Source organism: Mesorhizobium sp. Mes31 (assembly GCF_024519675.1).
Lineage (GTDB): Bacteria > Pseudomonadota > Alphaproteobacteria > Rhizobiales > Rhizobiaceae > Mesorhizobium.
In genome coordinates this window covers 23,532-43,647 of record NZ_JALJRL010000010.1, presented here as the reverse complement: position 1 = coordinate 43,647, position 20,116 = coordinate 23,532, and the positions used below count along the sequence as shown (strand labels likewise).

Sequence of the window (20,116 nt, the reverse complement as noted above, 5' to 3'; positions counted from 1 at the left end):
CTTGCTCCAATTCAACAAGGTCTGGATCACCTCTTGCCGCTGTTGGGCTTCATTTTCCGACGAGTTCTGCAGACCATTCCGACCATCGCTTTCATTCTGGTGGTCACCTTCATCCTCGTTCGGCTTTTGCCGGGCGATCCGGCCAGCGCCATGCTAGGCGACCGCGCCATCGACGCCGACGTCCAGCGCATCAATGCCAAGCTCGGGCTCGATCAGCCCATCCCCGTGCAGTTCCTCTACTTCACCAGGGCGGTCTTTACCGGCGATCTCGGCAACTCGATCGGCCTGAAGCTGCCGGTGATCGAACTGATCGCGCATCGCCTCCCCGTCACATTGATGCTCACCGGAATGGCCGCCCTGATCGCGCTGCTGGTGGCGGTGCCACTATCCTTCGTCGCGGCGCTCAACCGTGGCGGCGCGCCCGACACCATCATTCGAGGCACTTTCCAGATCGGCCTGTCGATGCCGGTCTTCTATGTCGGACTGGTGCTGCTGACCGTGTTTGCCGCGAAATTGCGCTGGTTTCCGGTCGGCGGCTACGGCGAGAACTTCCTCGACGATCTCTACCATCTCTTCCTTCCCGCCTTGACGCTGGCGCTCAGCCTTTCCGCCGTGCTCATGCGCAATCTGCGCGCCGCCATCATCGGGGTGGTTGGCGCCGACTATGTCGACTTTGCCCGCGCCAAGGGCCTTCGCGCGAGGGTGATCATGACGCGCCATGTCCTGCGCAATGCGCTCATTTCGACAGTCACCCTGTTCGGCCTGTCGATCGGCACGCTGCTCGGCGGCGCGGTCATCACCGAAACGGTGTTCGCCATTCCCGGCGCCGGGCGGCTGATGATCGAGGCCATTTACGGCCGCGACTATCCCGTCATCCAGGGGTTGACGATCGCGCTGGCGCTGCTCGTGTCATTCACCTTTCTCCTCACCGACATCGTCCAGGCATGGCTCGATCCACGGGTGGCGCGATGAGCGCCGGCACCGTCCAGATCGCCCTGCCCGCGAAACGGCGCCGCGCATTGCCGGGCACACTTGTCGGCGCGATCATCGTGCTCGGCGCGAGCCTTGCCATGGCATTCTTTCCGGGTCTCTTCGCGCCCTACGATCCGACCGCCTTCGACTACAACGCCATCATGCAGGCGCCGAGCGCTGCGCACCCGTTCGGCACCGACAATTTCGGCCGCGACATGCTGTCCCGCGTCATCCACGCCTATCGCATCGATATGCAGATCGCGGTGTTCGCAACCACCGCGCCCTTTGTCTTCGGTACCATTGTCGGTGCCCTGGTCGGCTATGTCGGCGGCTGGGCGGAAGCCTTGTTTGGCCGTGTGGTTGATGCGGTCATCACCTTTCCGTTCCTGGTGCTGGTCATCGCCATCGTCTCGGTGCTCGGTCCCGGTCTGGGAAACATGTACATCGCCGTCGGCGTCATCGGCTGGGTGTTCTATGCCCGGCTGGTCGCGGCGGAGATCAAGATCCAGCGCCGGCTCGATTATGCCGACGCGGCGCGGGGCATGGGGTATGGCCACATGCGCATCATATTCCGCCATCTCCTGCCCAATGCGATAACGCCGGCCGTCGTCTACTGGATGACCGACATGGCGCTCGCCATCCTGCTCGGCTCCAGCCTCGGCTATCTCGGCCTTGGCGCGCAGCCGCCAGCCGCCGAGTGGGGCGTGCTGATCGCTGACGGCAAGAATTTCATGACCACCGCATGGTGGGTGACCGTATTCCCCGGCATCGCCATCGTCGTCACCGGCCTCGGCTTCAGCCTCGCCGGTGACGCGCTGGCGGATCTTCTGAGGGTCAACCGATGACGGTGCCAATGCCTGGCGGCGGTCTCAAGGTGCGCGGCCTCACCACCACTTTCGTCACACCGCGAGGCCCGGCCACCGTCGTCGACGGCATCAGTCTCGATGTCGCGCCAGGCGAGATCGTTGGCCTGGTCGGCGAGTCCGGATCGGGCAAGAGCATCACACTGCGCTCGATCGTGCGGCTGGTGCGCGAACCGGGCAAGGTGAGCGGTCAGGTCGAATGGCAGGGCCGCGACCTGATGGCGATGAGCGAGGCGGACCTGCGCAAGGTGCGCGGGGCCGAGATCGCGATGATTTTTCAAGAGCCGATGACGGCGCTCAACCCGGTTCTGCCGGTCCGCCTGCAGATCGAGGAAAATCTCAGCGCCCACACAACGCTCGACCGCCGCGCCCGCCGTCAACGCGCGTTGGAACTGATGAACATCGTCGGCATTCCAGCCGCCGAGCGGCGGCTCGACGAATACCCGCACCAGTTTTCCGGCGGCATGCGCCAACGGGTGATGATCGCGATCGCGCTGGCCAGTTCGCCGAAACTGCTGCTCGCCGACGAGCCGACAACGGCGCTCGACGTGACCATCCAGGACCAAATCCTGAAGCTTATCCTCGACCTGCGCGACCGCTTCGGCATGAGCGTGGTGTTTGTCACCCACGATCTCGGCGTCGTCGCGGCGACCTGCGACCGCATGGCGGTGATGTATGCCGGGCGTATCGTCGAGACCGGCACGGTGGCGCAGGTGTTCGCCGAGCCGCACCATCCCTATACGCGTGGACTGCTTGGTTCCGTGCCGCGCATCGGCGCCGAGCGCAGCATGCTTTTATCGATCGAGGGCGCGCCGCCGGGCCTGACCGATCTGCCGGAGGGATGCGCCTTTCACCCACGTTGTTCCTTTGCCACAAATCGCTGCCGTGCCGAGCGGCCGCCGCTCGAAAGCTTCGCCGCCGGCAGAGAGGTCGCCTGCTTCCATCATCGAACGGTGGCCGCGATGGCGGAGGCGGCCTGATGCGGGAAATGCCGCTGATCTCCGTCGAAGGCGTCTCCAAGCGGTTTCGCTTTCCCCGGACCGCGTCCGACATACTTACCGGCAGACCGCCTGCCGCTGTCCATGCGTTGAACAATGTCGATCTGCAGGTGCATCGCGGCGAGACGCTCGGCATCGTTGGCGAATCCGGCTGCGGAAAATCCACGCTGGCGCGTTGTCTCGTGCGGCTCTTGGAGCCGGACGAAGGGCTGGTGCGTTTCGACGGCAAGGACATCAGTTTGCTGCGCCCGTGGGAACGGCGCGCCTTCAACCGCCGCGTCCAGATGATCTTTCAGGATCCCTACAGTTCGCTCAATCCGCGCATGTCGGTGCGACAGGTTCTGTCCGAAGCGTTGAGCGTGCATGCGATGCGGCCGAAGGCCGATATTCCGACGCGCATCACCGAGCTGCTGGGCCTTGTCCGGCTCCCGGCGGACGCCGCCGACCGCTATCCGCACGAGTTCTCCGGCGGGCAGCGCCAGCGCATCGGCATCGCGCGCGCTCTTGCCGTCGAGCCGGATGTGCTGGTCGCCGACGAACTGGTCTCCGCGCTCGATGTCTCGGTGCAGGCACAGGTCATCAACCTTCTGCTGGATCTCCAGGAACGGCTGAAGCTCACCGTCGTCTTCGTCGCGCATGACCTCAGGCTGGTGCGCCACATCTCGCACCGTGTCGCGGTGATGTATCTCGGCAAAGTGGTTGAGATCAGCCCAACGGAAGCGCTGTTTGCAGCGCCCCGCCACCCCTATTCGAAAGCGCTGCTCGATGCTGCGCCCGAACTCGACCCGTCACGGCGGACGCGCGTTGCGGCAGCACGCGGCGAGCTCCCCAACCCTCTTGATCTGCCCGCCGGCTGCCTGTTCAACACGCGGTGTCCGTTCGCGTTCGAGCGTTGCTTTGCCGAGCGACCCCAACTGTCGGCTCGCGGACCGGCTCACTTTGCTGCCTGTCACCTGACTGAGTTCGGCAAACCGGCATCCGTATCAATCACTGCACAATGACCTGCGGAAGACCCGAAATTTCCGACCAGACAGCTGTGAGACGCCGATGAGCTACGCCGCATTCGAAGCCGAGGTCGCCAAGGTCAACGACATCTTGTGCGCGGTGAACGTGCTTGTCTGGGATTCGCGTACCATGATGCCCCCGGCTGCAGCCGAGGCGCGCGGCAAGCAATTGGGCACGCTGGTGGCGGTCGCACGCGAAATCGCTACCGGCGACAGCATGCAGAAGGCCCTCGACGCTGCGCGCATGGAACTCACGGGAATGCCCGGCGATCAACTTCGAAGGCGGGCACTCGACGACGCGGCGGGCGCGATCGCCACACTCGGCCGCATCCCGGCCCGGCTGGTGCAGGAAGCAGCAGAGCGGCGGACCGAGGGCCAGGCGATATGGATCAAGGCGCGTGCCGAGAACGATTTCGCCGCCTTCGCGCCGGTGCTCGAGCGAACCGTCGCGCTGCAGCGCGAGATCGGCGAGCATATCGGTTATGCCGGCCACCCCTACGATGCGGCGTGCGGCACCTTCGAGCCCGACATAAGCTGGGCGCAGCTCAAGGATCTATACGCCGAACTGAAAGGTGCGATCGGACCGCTGCTCCAGGCTGCGCTGCAAGCCCGGCCGGCGCGCGTCGATGTTCTGGAACGCACCTATCCGATCGAAAAGCAGAAAGCATTCTCGAAGGCGGTGGCCGCTCGCATGGGGTACGACTTCGAGCGCGGCCGGCTCGACGACACGGTTCATCCGTTCGAGATTTCCTTCACGCGTACCGATGTACGCATCACTGGCCGCTTCCGTGAGAATTGGCTGCCAGGCGGCCTCTTCGCTGTCTGGCACGAAGCCGGCCACGGCATCTACGAGCAGGGCGTTGCGCCCGAGTTCACGCGTTCGGTCTTCACCACCGACTTCCTCAATCTCTACGCGGTGGGCGGCACCAGCTTCGGCATGCATGAATCGCAATCACGCCTGTGGGAGAACCGCGTCGGCCGCTCTCGGCGCTTCTGGGACCAGAATTTCGGGGCATTGCAAGCCGAGTTTCCCGATCAACTCGCCGATGTCTCGGTCGCCGAGTTCTGGCGCGCGGTGAATGCGCCACGCCCTAGCCTGATCCGGGTGGAGGCCGACGAACTCACCTACGACCTGCACATCATCTTGCGTTCGGAGATCGAGGCCGGATTGATGGACGGCAGCCTGCGTGTCGCCGACCTTCCTGATGTCTGGGCGGACAAGGTCGGCAGCTATCTTGGCCTCGATGTGCCAACCAACACGCTGGGCGTTTTGCAGGATGCACATTGGTCGGCGGGCATGATCGGATCCTTCCCGACCTACACGATGGGCAATATAATGTCCTCGCAACTGTTCAAGGCGGCGACCAAGGTGCCCGAGATTGAGCGCGGCCTCGAGGACGGCGACTATGCGCCGCTGAGGTCGTGGCTGGCAGACAAGGTGCATCGTCACGGCCGCTCGCTGGCTCCAGCCGAAATCATGAAGGCCGCAACCGGAAAGGTGCTCGGGGCCGACGACTACATCGACGATCTCCGCCGCAAGGTGGCCGAGCTGAATGGTTCGCCAGCTTAGGTGAGGTTTCAAAGTGATGAAAATCCTGGCGAAGTTCATCTCTCCCTTTCCACTGTAAATCAAAAGCCGGGCGATATCGGGCTGACGTTGCGGGCAACTTTTCGCAACAATCCGAAGAGCTTTGTCGGCACGCCGCCATCCCGGGACACTTCGGTTTGGCACCCGGGTCTCCACACGAACAAACTGCACAGCGCATCAGAAAATCGAAATTGCCCCTGCCGCCTCGAGCCGCAATGGTCTTCGGGGAGGCAGCCGGCTTGGGCTGTGGAGGAACGCCGGAGTGGCTAGGCCGCTCAGGTTATGCTGTCGCTTGAGGCTGGCAGCGAGGGAGGAATGGAATTGGCTGGTTCGGGCAAATCCGACGGCGCGCGCATGGGCATCAAAATGTCCCAGGAGCTGGTCGTCGTCGCGATCTCGGTCATCCTCTTCATCGTTTTCTCCGCGACGCTCAACAATTTCCTGAGCCAGGGCAACATCGTTGCCATCCTCAAGAACGTTTCGATCCTCGGCACGCTCGCCGTCGGCATGGGCTTCATCGTCGTCGGCCGCGGCATCGACCTGACCATGGTGGCGGTGATGGTGGTCGGCGTCGCCTTCAGCATCTGGATTTCCACCTGGGGCGTCGATTTCACGCTGGCCGTTGTCTGCGGCGCCCTTCTCGCCGCGGCAATCGGCCTGTTCACCGGCATTATGGTGGCGGTGGCCGAAATCCCGCCGATCTTCGCCACGCTTGCCATCGCCTCCTCGGTCTACGGCTCCGGCCGCATCGTCTTTGCCTCCGACGTGCTCTATGCCCCGTCGAACATCGGCTGGCTGAAATTCGTCGGCAGCGGCACCGTCCTCGGCATCCCGATGGTCGTGGTCATCTTCGCGGCGGTCGCAGCATTGATGGGCTTCTTCCTGAAAAAGACCCGCTTCGGCCGGCTGGTTTATGCAACGGGCGACAATCCTGACGCGGCCCGCACCACCGGCCTGCCGACGCGCCCGATCATCGTGACCCAATACGTCATCAGCGCGCTCATCGCCTTTACCGCCGGTATCATCATGCTGGGGCTGGTCACCGGCATCGACACCCGCCTGTACAATTCCAGCCTGATCTACGACGTGCTTTTGGTCGTGGTGCTGGGCGGCATCGGCCTTTCCGGCGGCCAGGGCGGCGTGCGCAACGTCATCGTCGGCACCATCCTGGTCGGCATCCTGACCAACGGCATGACGATCCTGAACTTCAGCTACACCAGCCAGAACCTGATCAAGAGCGTGATCCTGCTGGGCGCGCTGGCGATCGACGCCATCATCAATCCGCGCGACGAGCAAACCTCGCAGAGCGGCGACATCTGAAACAACAACCCGAGACATCAATCAGGGAGGAAACCATGAAGTTACTCAAGACCAGCCTGTTCGCGGGCCTGACGGCGCTTTCGCTGCTGGGCGCCGCCAACGTCACCACCGCGCAGGAGACCGACCAGGTCGGGCGCGCGCCCTATCTGGAAGCGCTCAAGGGCAAGAAGGTCATCTTCGTGCCGATCTCGCAAGGCATGGACCTCAACCAGTCCTGGGTCGTGGTGTGGCAGCGGCACGCCGCCCGTTACGGCTTCAGCCTCGAAGTGCGCGATCCCAACGGCGACACCAATGCCGGCATCCGCGCCATGCAGGGCGCCATCGCCGAGAAGCCGGACCTGATCATCGTGCAGAATCCGGACGTGCAAACCTACGCACGCCTGCTGAAGCAGGCGCAGGCCGCCGGCATCAAGGTGCTGCAGGTCAACATGCAGTCGGCGACCCAGACCGACTCCTATGTCGGCAATGACTGGATCGAGATGGGCCGCCTCGAAATGGGCGAACTGGCCAAGCACTGCACCGGGCCGAACGCCGTCTCGCACAAGGTGGTCTGGCTTGCCGGCGTGCAGACGGGTGCTGCCAACATCTACATGCGCACCGGCATCGATGAGGTCCTCAAGGCCAATCCAGAACTGCAGCTCGTCTCCGACCAGCCGGCCGACTACATGAGCGAAAAGGCCCGCCAGATCACCGAGACGGTCCTCCAGCAGCATCCGGACCTGTGCGGCATCATGGGCATCTGGGACAACGCCGAAGTCGGCGCCGGTGCCGCTGTCGCGGCTGCCGGCAAGCAGGACCAGGTCACCATCGTCACCAATGGCGCAGGCAGCGCCACGGGCTGCGAGAGCATCAAGAACGGCCTGCTCGATGTGATCTTCAACTTCAATTCGCCCATCCAGGCAGAGATAGCCGCGCAGCAGATTTCGGAATTGCTGCAGCACCCCGAGCGGCAGGCGGGAAGCGAGAAGACCATATTCTTCGGTCCGATCACCCGCGTCGACAAGACCAACGCCACCGGCAGGAACTGCTGGAAACTGGACGAGCTCAAGTAACGGACTGTCTTGATGAGCATGGCCGAAAGCCTTGTGCGCTGGCGCTACCGCCTGCTCCCCGACCACGTGGTCGGGGAGATCCTGAGCAAGAAGTGGATCGACAGCGTCATCCCCTTCACGGCGCTGGTCATTCTGTGCGCGATCTTCGGCTCGATCGTGCCGGGCTTCTTCAGCGTGGCGACGCTGACCAATCTCAGCGGCCAGACCGCCGAGCTCGGTCTGGTCGTGCTCGGCATGACCATCGTCATGGTCTCGGGCGGCATCGACCTGTCGGTCGGTTCGACCTTCGCGCTGGCCGTGCTGGTAACGCTCTACGGCATGAATGTCGGGCAATGGAGTTTCGGCACCGGCCTGGTGGCCTGCCTCGGGCTCGGCATCGTCTGCGGCGCCATCAACGGCTTCCTGGTCGGCTTCCTGCGCATGCGGGCATTCCTGACCACGCTGGTGACGCTCATCATCTACCGTTCGACCTTCGACGTCATCTTCCCGCAGGTCTCGACACCGATCGTCACGAGCGGGCCGGATTCCCCGACCTATGATTTTCTCGGCTTCGGCACGATCTGGGGCGTGCCGACCTCCTTCGTCGTCTTCGTGGTCATCGCACTGGTGATCCACCTCATGCTGTCGCGCGCCCGCTATGGCTGGCGGCTGTTCGCTGTCGGTGGCGCGCGCCGCTCCGCGTACAATGCCGGCATCAATGTGCGCTTTACCCTGTTCAGCGCCTACGTTCTTTGCTCGGTGCTGGTCGCGCTCTCCGGCTTCTTCTTCTCGGCCCGCATCGGCAGCGCTGCTTCCGATATCGGCACCGGGCTCGAACTGCAGGTCCTGACCGCGACCGTGCTCGGCGGCATCTCGCTTGGCGGCGGGCGCGGCTCGGTGGCCAAGGCTCTGATGGGGACGATCTTCGTGCTCGTCCTGTCGAACAGCCTGCTCGCTCTGGCCGTGTCTGGCCCGGTCAACTATCTGATCCTCGGTCTCGTGCTGCTTTTCTCGGTCCTGCTCGACGTGCGCTGGGTGAAGAACCGCCACAAGATCCTGCGCAGCGTCTACATCTCGCCGACCTTCGCCAAGATGCGCGAGCCGATCTCGACCGCGCCAGGCACGCCGATCGCGGTGAACGACCGGCTCAAGGATGTCGGCGTGATCGGCCTTGGCGTCCTCGACGGCGCCGAAGATGTGATCTTCGACCGCCAGGACCGGCTCTACACCGGCACCCGCCAGGGCGACATACTGCGCTTCAAGCCGCCGCACTACACCGAGAGCGAAGTGTTCGCCCACATTGGCGGCTCGCCGCTCGGCATGGCCTTCGACCGCGACGACAATCTGGTCATCTGCGTCGCCGGCATGGGCCTTTACCGGGTCGCGCCGAACGGTGAGGTGAAGCTGCTTACCGCCGAGACCAACCGCTCGCTGACTTCGGTCGTCGACGACAGCACGATGAAGCTCGCCGACGACTGCGACATCCTTCCGGATGGGCGCATCGTGTTTTCCGAAGCCACCGTGCGTTTCGAGATGCACGACTGGTACGCCGATGCGCTGGAAAGCCGTGGCAACGGACGCATCATCGTCCATGATCCGAAATCCGGTTCGACGCGCACGCTCCTGTCGAACCTGGTCTTCCCCAATGGCATCTGCACGGCATTCGACGGCCAGTCCGTGCTGTTCGCCGAAAGCTGGGCCTGCCGCATCAGCCGCTACTATTTCGACGGCCCGAAGAAGGGAAAGGTCGAACGCGTCATCGAGGGATTGCCCGGCTATCCCGACAACATCAACCGCGCTTCGGACGGAACCTACTGGCTCGCCTTGATGGGCATGCGCACGCCGGCACTCGACCTGTCGCTGGAAATGCCGGGTTTCCGCCGCCGCATGGCGCGGCGCGTTTCTGAAGATGCCTGGCTGATGCCCAACCTCAACACCGGCTGCGTGCTGCGCTTCGACGAGAAGGGCCAGATCCTCGAAAGCCTGTGGGACCGGGCGGGCGAGAAACATCCGATGATCACCTCGATGCGCGAGCACAAGGGCGTGCTCTATCTCTGCGGCATCTTCAACAACCGCATGGGAACCCTGCCGCTGACGGGTGTCGATCCCGACTGGTTCAGCTCGGATTCCTACTGGGGCAACAAGGCATGAGCGCCGTGAGCCAGCTTTTCGACCGCTTTCTCGGCCGTGGCGACTGGGCGGTGACGGTGCCGACGCTCGACGGGCCCTTGCTGCCCAACCAGGGGTTGGAGGAAGCCGAGACCTTCGCCAGCCTCGCCGATGCCGATAATCTCGTGCGCACCGACAAAGGCGTGCTGGCCAGCAGCACCGCCTCGCTGGTGCGTTTCGGCGTTGATGGCCACGCAGAAGTGCTACAGCAATTCCCTGGCGAGATCACAGCACTTGCCCATGCCCGCGGCATGACCGCCCTGGCGGTCGACGGCAAGGGCGTGGTCATCCGAGGCGGTCTCCATGACGGGCGCGAAGCAACAGGCGACGAGGCCCGCTGCCTCACCTGCATCACCGCCCTCACCTTCCTCGACAGCAACACCGTGCTGATCGCCAACGGCTCGGCCTCGGTGCCGGCGGGCGGCTGGCGCCGCGATCTGATGCAGAAGAACGCTTCTGGTTCGCTCTGGCGCCTCGATCTGAAAAGCGGCCGTCTGGAATTGATCAGGGACGGACTGGCCTGGCCGGCCGGCATAGCCACCACCGGCTCCAACCGCATCTATGTCACGGAGGCCTGGCGCCACCGTGTGCTGGCGATCGACCTTGCCACCAAAACGACGACGGCGGTGCTGCAACATCTGCCGGCCTACCCCGCTCGTATCGCGCCTGCCTTCAACGCCGGCTACTGGCTGACCTTCTATTCCGTCCGCAACCAGCTGGTGGAGTTCATCCTGCGCGAGGAGACCTATCGCAAGCGCATGCTGGCCGAAGTCCCTGAACAGTTCTGGATGGCGCCGTCGCTCAGCTCATGGCGCGATTACCGCGAGCCGATGCAAGGCAGCCAGTTGAAGCAGATGAATGTGCTCAAGCCCTATGCCGTCACCCGGTCATACGGGCTGGTGGTGCACTGCGACCAGAACATGAAGCCGCTGTCGAGCTTCCATTCGCGCGCCGACGGCAAGGTGCACGGCACGGTCAGCGCCTGCGAGTCTGGCGACGATCTGCTGGTCGCCTCGCGCGGCGGCTCGAGGGTCGTGCGCGTGGCCGGCGCTGCCGGCGGCAAGCGAGGTTAAGCGATGTCGGACGCCAACATCATCGAGCTCAGGAACGCGACCAAGGCGTTCTCGCGCATCCCTGCCTTCAAGAACGTCGATTTCGACCTGCGCAAGGGCGAGATCCATGCGCTGCTCGGCGAAAACGGCGCGGGCAAATCCACCCTGACCAAGGTCATGGCGGGCGTGTTCAAGCTGACCGAGGGCAAGATGAGCTTCGACGGCAAGGACGTCTCCTTCTCGACGCCCGCCGAGGCACTGCGCGCCGGCATAGCCATGGTGTTCCAGGAAACCAATCTGGTGCCGGCCATGACAGTGGCGCAGAACCTGTATCTCGGCGAAGAGAAGATGTTCAACCGGCTGCGCGGCCTCTACATCCAGGCGCGGCAATTCCTGGCCGGCATGGGCTTCCAGGTCGATCCGACCGCGCAGGTCAGCACGCTGGGCGCCGCGCACAAGCAGATGGTGGAGATCGCGCGCGCCGTCCACCACAAGGCCCGCGTCATCATCTTCGACGAGCCGACCGCGACATTGACCCCGGAAGAGAAGAGCCACTTCTTCAACCTGCTCCATCGCCTGGTCAAGGAAGGCATTGCCATCATCTTCATCAGCCATGCGCTCGAAGAGGCGCTTGCCGTCGCCGACCGCATCACCGTCATGCGCGATGGCGAGATCGTGGCGTCGGGTGACGCCAAGGGTTTTACGCGCGCAACCGTCGTGCAGGCCATGGTCGGACGGACATTGACCGAGACGCTGCACGGCGAGGTCAAGCGCGTGGCACGACCCTATGGCGACAAGGTACTTTCCGTCGAGAACCTGTCCTGCGCAGGCCTGGTGCGCAACTCCTCATTCTCGGTCTTTTCAGGCCAGGTCACCGGCATGTTCGGCCTCGTCGGCGCCGGGCGCACCGAGATGGCCAAGGTCGTTGCCGGCCTGTTGAAGCGCGACATCTTCCATGGCGGCGAAATCCGCCTGCTCGGCAAATCGGTGCGCTACCGCGTGCCGAGGCCCGCGGTGCGCGACGGCATCGTCTACGTCACCGAAGACCGCAAGTTCGACGGCTTCTTCGAAACCATGACGGCGGGCGAGAACCTGCAGATGGGCGAGTTGACCGAGGGAGCCAACCCGGTCTCGATGGTGTCGCTGGCGCGTGCCAGGCAGCTTGCCCGGGAATGGGGCGAGCGCCTGAGTCTGCGGCAGATCAGCGACCGCGCCCGGATGATCGAACTCTCCGGCGGCAATCAGCAAAAGGTCGTGATCGCCAAGTCGCTGATCCAGAAGCCGAAGCTGGTGATCTTCGACGAGCCGACGCGCGGAGTCGACGTCGGCGCCATCGTCGAAATCCACCAGCTCATCAGCGATCTCGCCGACCAGGGCATGGCTGTCGTCGTGATCTCTTCCTATCTGCCTGAAATCCTTGCCGTTTCCGATCGTATCCTGGTCGTGAAGCGCGGCCGCGTGGTCGAGGAGATGATGCTGTCCGAAGCGACCGAAGAACGTGTCATGTTCGCCGCGGTCCACTGATCCGAGTTCGAAGAGGGATATCTTTGCTGGCAAAAGTAATTCCAGGAAAAGTGCGTAGCGGTTTTCCGTCCGGAATTACGTGAAAATAAAGAGTTAGATCGGTCGATTATTCTACCAATCATCCAACCGATCTAAGCCAGGAGCAATGCCTGGCCCGGTCCTATTGCCTTGCAATCAGTTCCGCGTCTGAATAGGTCAGGAGGTCTGACCACCTGCCCGAGCGGAAATGTCCAGCATCAACCTCAAACTTCTGCAGACGTTCCTGCTTGCGGCCGAAAACGGCAGCTTCCGCCGTGCTGCCGAAGAGAGCAACCGCTCGCCATCGGCGGTCTCGATGCAGATCCGCGACCTCGAGGAGCAGATCGGCATCTCGCTCTTCATCCGCACCGCGCAGCGTGCCAGCCTGACGCCGGAAGGCCAAGTCCTGTTCGAGGAGATCGCAAATGCGATGTCGCAGGTGCAGACCAGCCTCGACCGGCTGACCGAGATCGCCGCGCGCCGCAAGGGCAAGGTCCAGATCGCCTGCGCGCCGACGCTTGCGGCGAGCCGGCTGGGCGACATCCTCGCGACGTTCAAGCTGCGCTATCCCCGCAGCATCGTCGAGGTCATCGAGACCCCGCCCCAGGCGGCCCTTGGCCTTTTGCAGCAGCAGGAGGTCGAGTTCTACATCGGCCCCGAACTGCCGAACCTCACCGACTTTCAGTTCGAATCGATCCTCGACGATCCGCTGATGGCTTGTGTCCCCACGGAAATATACGGCGGCGAAAAGAAACTGCTGCTCGCCGACCTGCTGCGCTATCCGCTGATCCTGCTCAACCGCAAGACGGCGGTGCGCGGCCTTGTCGACAGGCTGACGGCGGCGGAAGGCATCGAACTCAAGCCGCAATATGAAGTCGAAAGCGCGCAGACCGCCGTGGCGCTCGTGTCCTCCGGACTGGGCGTCTGCGTCGTGCCCGGCATTGCCATCTCGCGCAATGACGAGCGCATGCGCGTCGTGCCGATAGACCATCGCGACGCCCACCGCTCGGTCGGCATCATCACCGCCCGCGGCTACGTGCACCACAGCTTTTCCGAACAGCTGATGAACCTGATCCGCACCAATCTGCGCGAACTGGCGCACTGACCACCGCCACGCTTCGTCATCCTAGGGCGAAGCAAGGAGCGAAGCGACGCGGCGCAGACCCTAGGATGACGAAGTGGTGGACACAGCCTAGTCGGTCTGGATCCAGACCGACTTGGTCTCCAGATACTCATGCAGGTGTTCGATGCCGCCCTCGCGGCCGTATCCGGACATCTTCATACCGCCGAACGGCACGGCGGGATCGATGGCATGGTACATGTTGACCCAGACCGAGCCGGCCTTGACGCGGCGCGCGAGCTTGTGCGCGGTGCCGAGATGGGTGGTGAAGATGCCGGCCGCCAGACCATAGGGCGTCGCATTGGCGCGCGCCACCGCTTCATCGAGCGTATCGAAGGGCATGGCGGAAATGACCGGTCCGAAGATTTCCTCCCGCGCGATGGTCATCTGGTCCGACACCTCGCCAAAGACAGTCGGCGCGATGAAGTTGCCGCTGTCATAGAGTTCGCCCGTCAGCCGCGATCCGCCGGCAACCAGCTCCGCGCCCTCATCGTTACCGGCCTTGATATAGTCCTCGACCTTACCGGCCTGCCTGGCATTGATCAGCGGCCCGATCTCCGTCTCCGCCTCGATGCCATGGCCGATGCGCAGCTTGCCGGCGAACGCGGCGACCCGGCGCACGAACTCGTCATGGATTTCGCGCGCCACGAACAGCCGCGAGCCGGCAATGCAGATCTGGCCCGAATGCACGAACACCGCCATCGCCGCGACCGGAACGGCCTTGTCGATGTCGGCGTCGCGGCAGACGATGATCGGCGACTTGCCGCCAAGCTCGAGTGAAACGCGCTTGAGATTGGCGACACCCGCCCGTGCGATGGCCTGCCCGGTCAGCGTCGAGCCGGTGAAGACGATCTTGTTGACGTCGGGATGTTCGGCCAGCCGCGCGCCGGCCTCGGCCCCGGTTCCGGTAACGATGTTGACCACGCCGTCGGGCACGCCGGCCTCCTGCATCAGCCGCGCGATCAGCAGCGGCGTCAGCGATGCCTCCTCGGAAGGTTTCAGCACGATGGTGCAGCCCGTGGCGAGCGCCGGCGCGATCTTCCAGATCGAGGCGGCGGTCGGCGCATTCCAGGGAATGATCGCGCCGACGACCCCCACCGGCTCGCGCCTTGTGAAGCTGACGATCTCGCCGGGAATGGAATTGTCGATCGCCTCGCCGTGCAGCGCCGTCGCCATGCCGGCATAGAAGCGCAGCATGCCGATGACACGGCGCCGGTTGGCCAGCGTGCGCGTGATGGGCAGGCCCATGTCGAGCGTGTCCGAGACGCTGAGCTCCTCCCAATGCGTCTCGAACAGATCGGCGATGCGCAGCAGCACGCACTGCCGCTCATAGGGCGAGAATCTGGACCATGGGCCTTCGAAGGCCGCGCGCGCCGCTGCCACCGCCGCATCGACATCCGCGGCTCCCCCGCGCGGCACTGTCGCCAGCACCTCACCTGTCGCCGGGTTGAGCGCTTGCATCTCCTGCCCGGACTGGGCCGGAACCCATTTGCCGCCGATGAACATCGGCCGGAATTCGCCGTGGTAGAGCGTCGTGGCCTTCGCCCTCGGGTCGAAATTCACTGTCATCTCTTCCTCCTCACGAATTCCGTGGCGACTATTACTCCCGCCGCCGACGACCTCAAACAAGGAAAGCTAAAAGGGCGTTCAGATAATCGGACTGTGCAATGCGAGCGACTTCCCCGATGGTGCCGGCAACGGAGGAACAGATATGAGACTTGCTGGCAAGGTCGCCATCGTCACCGGTGGCGGTTCGGGTTTTGGCGAAGGCATCGTCAGGAAATTCGTCACCGAGGGCGCGCTGGTCGTGCTGATGGACCGCGACGAAGGGGCTGCTTCGCGGGTCGCCAGCGAGGTCGGTCAGAATGTGCGGCCGATCGTCGGCGACGTTTCGACACCGGAGAGCTTCGTAGCGGCCGCCGATTTCGCCCGCTCGGCCTTTGGCGGCCTCGACATACTGGTCAACAATGCCGGCGTCGCCCAGCCGCCCTTGCCGCTGGAGACGATGGACGAAGGCCTGTTCGACCGCATCGCCAACGTCAACATGCGCTCAATCTATAACGGCGCCCGCGCGGTCGTTCCGCATTTCAAATCCATCAGATCGGGCGCCATCCTCAATGTCGCCTCCACCGGCGGCGTCTCACCGCGCCCGAACCTCACCTGGTACAACGCCTCCAAGGGCTGGGCGATCGCCGCCACCCGCGCGATGGCGGTGGAGCTCGCGCCCTTCGGCATCCGCGTCAACGCAATCAATCCGGTCGCCGGCGACACGCCGCTGCTATCCACCTTCATCGGCTCCGGTGAGGAGAACCGCGCCCGCGTCGTCGCCACCATTCCGATCGGTCGGCTGTCGACGCCGGCGGATATGGGCAATGCCGCCGCCTTCCTGTGCTCCGACGAGGCCAGCATGATCACCGGCGTCGACCTCAACGTCGATGGCGGCAAGTGCATCTGAGCGTCTGTTTCCGAGGGGCCGGCTATGAAGGATATCTATGAAATCGCGGTGGTGCATGGCGACGGCATCGGCCCGGAAGTCTGCGCCGCCGCGGTCGAGGTGGTGAAGGCCGCATTCGGCCCCGTCAACCCGCTGCGGTTCAGCGAGTATCCGGCCGGTGCGGAGCACTTCCTGAAGACCGGCCAGAGTTTTCCGGAGCCGACTTTCCAGGCCTGCCGGGCGGCGGATGCGATCCTGCATGGCGCGGGCGGCCTGCCCGGCGTGGTCCACCCGGACGGCACCGAAGCAGGGCTGGATTTCACGCTCAGGCTTCGCTTCGAACTCGACCTCTACGCCAACATCCGCCCCATCCGGCTCTTCGAAGGCGTGCCGAGCCCGTTGAGCGGGGTGAAGGCAGGCGACATCGACTACATCATCCTGCGTGAGAACAGCGAAGGGCTTTACGCCGCGCGCGGCTCGGGTGCGCTGTTGCGCGGCGAGGTCGCTGTGGACACGCTGGTGCAGACGCGCCCCGGCATCGAGCGCATCGTGCGCAAGGCCTTCGAACTGGCGCGCAAGTCCAGTGGCGCCCCTCTCGACGGTGTGCGCCGCGTCACCTGCTGCGACAAGGCCAACGTGCTGCGCAGCTATGCCTTCTTCCGCTCCGTCTTCGACGAGGTGGCGAAGGGCTATCCCGACATCGCGACCGAGCACGCGCTGGTCGACGCCATGGCGATGCATCTCGTGCTGAAGCCCGGCCATTTCAACGTCATCGTCAGCGAGAACATGTTCGGCGACATCCTGTCTGACCTGGCCGCCGCGACGGTCGGCGGAATGGGGATGGCGCCCTCCGCCGAGATCGGCGAGACGAACGGCTTCTTCCAGGCCGCGCACGGTTCCGCCCCCGACATTGCCGGCAAGGGTATTGCCAATCCCTATGGGACGATCCTGTCGGCGGCATTGATGCTGGATTGGCTTGGCCACAAGCATGGCGACGAGAAGCTCAGTCGGGCCGCCGATCGCATCCGCCGTGTGACGAAAGACTGCCTGGCTGGCGGCTTTCTCAGCGCCGACCTGAAAGGCAGCGCGTCGACCCATAAGATAACCCATGCCGTCTGTAACGGGCTCGCGACGGTCCCGGGATGAAGCCGTCATGACCAGGCCGGCGATGACGGCGGGAGAGGCGTGAGGTGACAGCGCTCCATCGCAAGGTCTCGGCAGAGGATTTCCGCAACCTTACCCACCGCCGCCCGCCGAAATCGGTCTTCGAATTCGTCGATGGCAGGGCAGGACAGGAACTCCCCCTCATTGCGCTAGCGTCCGCCCCGGCGACGCTGAAGAGCAGGTGACAGCGAAAATTTGCAACCCCACGCGAAACGCGTCTATTTGAGTCCAAGAAATATTGGCGACAGCCCAGACTTGTCTGGCAACAAGCAGATAATGGTGGGCCCGGAGGGCATCCTCACAACATTGATATCATTAGCTTTTTCGTGGGCTAAAATCGGAAATCATTCCGTATCGTTCCGTAACGCTGCACCGTCGAAACTTAGCTACGTCCATGACCCACATTGATCCGCGCCCGCCTCAAGCGATTTGGAAGGCGGTGAGACTTCTAGTCTAGCCTCCTGCGTTCGATCCGACATAGCTGCAAAAACCGTACTTACCTCGATGTCGGTTTTCCCAGTTAGCGCCGCAAGAGTGCCGGCGGGGCGAGGCCAACCGCGACGGCCCGCGTCCCGGAATTAACTACCCGAGAGTTTGACTGGCGAGTGCGTAGGTCACCGGTGCAACTGCGGCGCCGACGGCAAAATCGGAAAGGCGTTTGCCCATCGACATGGTGAGCACCGTGTCGAAAATAGGCATTCCGCTGTGCGACAGAAAGGCGGCGAACTCGCCATGGTCCATATGGGTGTCGACCCGCAGGAAAGAGCCCGAATGGTCGGCCACGTGCGGCCGCACCACCGCCATGGCGTCGGCGTCGCTTTGCGCCACGACCGGCCCCACGACATGGCCCCGCCCGAACGGCCGGCAGAGCGCGAAAGCGGTCAGCGAATCCCCCTTGAAAAGCCCATAGCCGGTCGAGTTCGCGAAAAGCCTTTCGATGAGCGCCGCCCGCCTCACACCAAATCCCACCGCGTCGAGCGCGATCGTCGCCGGAATATCCCTTGCGTCCAAGATCCGGACATCGCCTCGCGTATTTGCCGGCCTACCCGTCGTCTGCAAGCTGGCGATGCCCTGGCATTGATAGACGGTCTTCTCCGGCTGGAAGTCGAGCGAGAGATAGAGCCGCCTTGCCGCGCGCGTTGCATTAAGGCGCAGATCGCGCCCGGCGACCTTCTCGAAAACCCGCTTCGTCAGCCATTGCCCCGCCCCCAGCGTCTGCAGTCGCGGCGAGGTGATGACCATCCCCACCGTGGCGAAATCGGCACCATGCGCGAACCACATGGCCGAACCGAGAACCCGGCCGATCTCGTCGAGCGCCACGAACCCCTCTCCCGATTCACGCAGGAATTGCCAGTCCACCGCGCGATGCGGCCATCCCACGGAGAGCGAGAGTGCGTGCAACCGGTCCAGATCGACGCCTTCTATGTCGCCGATGCGCATCGAGAAGGTATCGATTTTCAAGCTTTCGGAAGGCTTCAAGTCCATGCCCCTGAAAGATTACCACGAGGGAGGGCGACCTACCCTACCGGCGACCGCCCACTGTCCCACCAACGCTAAACAAGCAGCCCGGTACGATTAGCTCGAAAGCCGTGCAGCAACGCAAGATTCAACTGAAACATTTCCGCTTTCGGCATGCAATCGCGAAAGAATGCACACACTCTCTCTGGAAATCTAGCAGCATATGGTCGACGGCACCGATCCCGGCGAACCCGAAATGTTTTGAGGGCTGGAATGGACGTCTTCGACATCCTCGACCGTCTCGTCGCCTTTCCATCGGTCGCCGGCAGGGCGAACGCTGATATCGCCGGCTGGATCGCAGCCTATCTCGCGGAACACGGAACTCAGGTCACCATGCTTCCAGGGCCAGAAGGCGACCGTTCCAATCTTTTCGCGACGATCGGCCCCGCCGACATCCCGGGCTACATCCTGTCCGGTCACATGGACGTCGTCCCCGCCGGCGAACCGCAATGGAGTTCGGCCCCTTTCACGCTGCGCCGGGAGGAAGAACGGCTCTACGGACGTGGCACCACGGACATGAAGGGGTTTCTGGCCGCAGTGCTTGCGGCTGTGCCCACGCTGGCGGGACTGCCCCTCGCCAGACCGATCCATCTCGCCTTCTCCTACGATGAGGAAGTGGGATGCCGCGGCGTGCCGCATCTGATCGCCCGCCTTGCCAAACTTTGCGCGAAACCGCTCGGCGTCATCGTCGGCGAGCCGAGCGGCATGCGCGCCGTGCGCGGCCACAAGGGCAAGGCGGCCGCCCGCGTGACCATCAAAGGGCGCTCCGGCCATTCCTCGCGGCCCGATCTCGGGCTCAACGCAATCCACGCCATGGCCGGTGCGCTGAGCGCGGCGGTGAGCGAAGCCGAGCGGCTGACGCGCGGTCCGCTCAATCCTGCCTTCGAGCCGCCCTACTCCTCGCTGCAGGCGGGCGTGATCATGGGTGGACAGTCGGTCAACATCATCCCCGACAGTTGCACGCTGGACCTGGAGGCTCGCGCCATACCCGGTGTCGACCCGGCGAGCCTGCTCGCACCGGTAAAGGAGCGGGCAGAGGCCCTTGCGGCCGAAGGGTTTCAGATCGAGTGGACACCGATGAGCGCCTATCCGGCGCTGTCGCTGCCGCAAGACGCGGCACTGGCGGGACTGCTGCGCGAATTGACAGGCGAGGTGCCGCTAGCCGCCGTCAGCTTCGGTACGGAGGCCGGACTTTACCAGGCCGCCGGGCTCGATGCGATCATCTGCGGCCCCGGCGACATCGGTCGTGCCCACAAGCCGGACGAATATATTCTTGCCAGCGAACTCACCGCTTGCCAGCGGATGATCGAAGCGCTGGGCGCACGTTGCGCGGCTTGAAGG

Annotated in this window: 17 protein-coding genes; 15 read left to right on the top strand and 2 right to left on the bottom strand. The window is 63.9% G+C overall.

What is annotated here, in order from left to right; genetic code table 11:
- The first annotated feature begins 33 nt into the window (after positions 1-33).
- From NR193_RS18060 to NR193_RS18010, 11 genes are all read left to right on the top strand, one after another.
- Positions 34-972, top strand: a complete 939-nt coding sequence (locus tag NR193_RS18060) for an ABC transporter permease (protein ID WP_256752140.1) — start codon at positions 34-36, stop codon at positions 970-972.
- Positions 969-1,817, top strand: a complete 849-nt coding sequence (locus tag NR193_RS18055; RefSeq protein ID WP_256752139.1) for an ABC transporter permease — start codon at positions 969-971, stop codon at positions 1,815-1,817. The genes NR193_RS18060 and NR193_RS18055 overlap by 4 nt, the downstream gene beginning before the upstream one ends.
- Positions 1,814-2,815 carry an ABC transporter ATP-binding protein gene (locus NR193_RS18050; protein ID WP_256752138.1) on the top strand — a complete coding sequence of 334 codons (1,002 nt, stop codon included), beginning with the start codon at positions 1,814-1,816 and terminating at the stop codon, positions 2,813-2,815. The genes NR193_RS18055 and NR193_RS18050 overlap by 4 nt, the downstream gene beginning before the upstream one ends.
- The gene (locus NR193_RS18045; protein ID WP_256752137.1) at positions 2,815-3,834 is read left to right on the top strand and encodes an ABC transporter ATP-binding protein; all 1,020 of its coding nucleotides are present in this window, start codon (positions 2,815-2,817) and stop codon (positions 3,832-3,834) included. The genes NR193_RS18050 and NR193_RS18045 overlap by 1 nt, the downstream gene beginning before the upstream one ends.
- 46 nt (positions 3,835-3,880) lie before the next feature.
- Positions 3,881-5,407, top strand: coding sequence for a carboxypeptidase M32 (locus NR193_RS18040; RefSeq protein ID WP_256752136.1), 1,527 nt, complete (start codon positions 3,881-3,883; stop codon positions 5,405-5,407).
- A gap of 333 nt (positions 5,408-5,740) precedes the next feature.
- Positions 5,741-6,745 carry an ABC transporter permease gene (locus NR193_RS18035; RefSeq protein ID WP_256752135.1) on the top strand — a complete coding sequence of 335 codons (1,005 nt, stop codon included), beginning with the start codon at positions 5,741-5,743 and terminating at the stop codon, positions 6,743-6,745.
- A gap of 35 nt (positions 6,746-6,780) precedes the next feature.
- Positions 6,781-7,797, top strand: coding sequence for a sugar ABC transporter substrate-binding protein (locus NR193_RS18030; RefSeq protein ID WP_256752134.1), 1,017 nt, complete (start codon positions 6,781-6,783; stop codon positions 7,795-7,797).
- Positions 7,798-7,809: 12 nt separating this feature from the next.
- Entirely contained in the window at positions 7,810-9,927 is a 2,118-nt protein-coding gene (locus NR193_RS18025) for an SMP-30/gluconolactonase/LRE family protein (RefSeq protein ID WP_256752133.1), read from the top strand.
- Positions 9,924-11,018 (top strand): strictosidine synthase, encoded by a 1,095-nt coding sequence (locus tag NR193_RS18020; RefSeq protein WP_256752132.1) that lies wholly within the window; start codon positions 9,924-9,926, stop codon positions 11,016-11,018. Before NR193_RS18025 ends, NR193_RS18020 begins: the two co-directional genes overlap by 4 nt.
- A 3-nt stretch (positions 11,019-11,021) precedes the next feature.
- Positions 11,022-12,521, top strand: a complete 1,500-nt coding sequence (locus NR193_RS18015) for a sugar ABC transporter ATP-binding protein (protein WP_256752131.1) — start codon at positions 11,022-11,024, stop codon at positions 12,519-12,521.
- A gap of 226 nt (positions 12,522-12,747) precedes the next feature.
- On the top strand, positions 12,748-13,644 hold the full coding sequence (locus tag NR193_RS18010) for a LysR family transcriptional regulator (protein WP_256752130.1): 897 nt from the start codon (positions 12,748-12,750) through the stop codon (positions 13,642-13,644).
- A gap of 87 nt (positions 13,645-13,731) precedes the next feature.
- Here the strand turns inward: NR193_RS18010 and NR193_RS18005 are convergent, their stop codons facing one another.
- Positions 13,732-15,228 (bottom strand): aldehyde dehydrogenase, encoded by a 1,497-nt coding sequence (locus NR193_RS18005; protein ID WP_256752129.1) that lies wholly within the window; start codon positions 15,226-15,228, stop codon positions 13,732-13,734.
- Between the two features lie 142 nt (positions 15,229-15,370).
- Between NR193_RS18005 and NR193_RS18000 the strand changes: the two genes are divergently transcribed.
- Genes NR193_RS18000 through NR193_RS17990 form a run of 3 tightly spaced genes read left to right on the top strand, consistent with a single transcriptional unit; the run spans position 15,371 to position 17,442 of the window.
- Positions 15,371-16,114 (top strand): glucose 1-dehydrogenase, encoded by a 744-nt coding sequence (locus NR193_RS18000; protein ID WP_256752128.1) that lies wholly within the window; start codon positions 15,371-15,373, stop codon positions 16,112-16,114.
- 24 nt (positions 16,115-16,138) lie between these two features.
- On the top strand, positions 16,139-17,239 hold the full coding sequence (locus tag NR193_RS17995; RefSeq protein ID WP_256752127.1) for an isocitrate/isopropylmalate dehydrogenase family protein: 1,101 nt from the start codon (positions 16,139-16,141) through the stop codon (positions 17,237-17,239).
- Positions 17,240-17,283: 44 nt separating this feature from the next.
- On the top strand, positions 17,284-17,442 hold the full coding sequence (locus NR193_RS17990; protein WP_256752126.1) for a hypothetical protein: 159 nt from the start codon (positions 17,284-17,286) through the stop codon (positions 17,440-17,442).
- A 397-nt stretch (positions 17,443-17,839) separates the two neighbouring features.
- On the opposite strand, the gene NR193_RS17985 is transcribed toward NR193_RS17990, so the two are convergent.
- Positions 17,840-18,742 carry a GNAT family N-acetyltransferase gene (locus tag NR193_RS17985; RefSeq protein WP_256752125.1) on the bottom strand — a complete coding sequence of 301 codons (903 nt, stop codon included), beginning with the start codon at positions 18,740-18,742 and terminating at the stop codon, positions 17,840-17,842.
- A gap of 246 nt (positions 18,743-18,988) precedes the next feature.
- Here NR193_RS17985 and argE point away from each other — a divergent pair, with 246 nt between their 5' ends.
- Complete coding sequence (gene argE, locus NR193_RS17980) at positions 18,989-20,113, top strand: acetylornithine deacetylase (RefSeq protein WP_256752124.1); 1,125 nt, start codon at positions 18,989-18,991, stop codon at positions 20,111-20,113.
- Positions 20,114-20,116 lie beyond the last annotated feature (3 nt).

Bases quoted from the DNA above. Each gene is read 5' to 3' on its own strand.
- NR193_RS18055 (WP_256752139.1), top strand. From the start codon at position 969: ATGAGCGCCGGCACCGTCCAGATCGCCCTGCCCGCGAAACGGCGCCGC.
- NR193_RS18050 (WP_256752138.1), top strand. From the start codon at position 1,814: ATGACGGTGCCAATGCCTGGCGGCGGTCTCAAGGTGCGCGGCCTCACC.
- NR193_RS18045 (WP_256752137.1), top strand. From the start codon at position 2,815: ATGCGGGAAATGCCGCTGATCTCCGTCGAAGGCGTCTCCAAGCGGTTT.
- NR193_RS18040 (WP_256752136.1), top strand. From the start codon at position 3,881: ATGAGCTACGCCGCATTCGAAGCCGAGGTCGCCAAGGTCAACGACATC.
- NR193_RS18035 (WP_256752135.1), top strand. From the start codon at position 5,741: ATGGAATTGGCTGGTTCGGGCAAATCCGACGGCGCGCGCATGGGCATC.
- NR193_RS18030 (WP_256752134.1), top strand. From the start codon at position 6,781: ATGAAGTTACTCAAGACCAGCCTGTTCGCGGGCCTGACGGCGCTTTCG.
- NR193_RS18025 (WP_256752133.1), top strand. From the start codon at position 7,810: ATGAGCATGGCCGAAAGCCTTGTGCGCTGGCGCTACCGCCTGCTCCCC.
- NR193_RS18020 (WP_256752132.1), top strand. From the start codon at position 9,924: ATGAGCGCCGTGAGCCAGCTTTTCGACCGCTTTCTCGGCCGTGGCGAC.
- NR193_RS18015 (WP_256752131.1), top strand. From the start codon at position 11,022: ATGTCGGACGCCAACATCATCGAGCTCAGGAACGCGACCAAGGCGTTC.
- NR193_RS18010 (WP_256752130.1), top strand. From the start codon at position 12,748: ATGTCCAGCATCAACCTCAAACTTCTGCAGACGTTCCTGCTTGCGGCC.
- NR193_RS18005 (WP_256752129.1), bottom strand. From the start codon at position 15,228: ATGACAGTGAATTTCGACCCGAGGGCGAAGGCCACGACGCTCTACCAC.
- NR193_RS18000 (WP_256752128.1), top strand. From the start codon at position 15,371: ATGAGACTTGCTGGCAAGGTCGCCATCGTCACCGGTGGCGGTTCGGGT.
- NR193_RS17995 (WP_256752127.1), top strand. From the start codon at position 16,139: ATGAAGGATATCTATGAAATCGCGGTGGTGCATGGCGACGGCATCGGC.
- NR193_RS17985 (WP_256752125.1), bottom strand. From the start codon at position 18,742: ATGGACTTGAAGCCTTCCGAAAGCTTGAAAATCGATACCTTCTCGATG.
- argE (WP_256752124.1), top strand. From the start codon at position 18,989: ATGGACGTCTTCGACATCCTCGACCGTCTCGTCGCCTTTCCATCGGTC.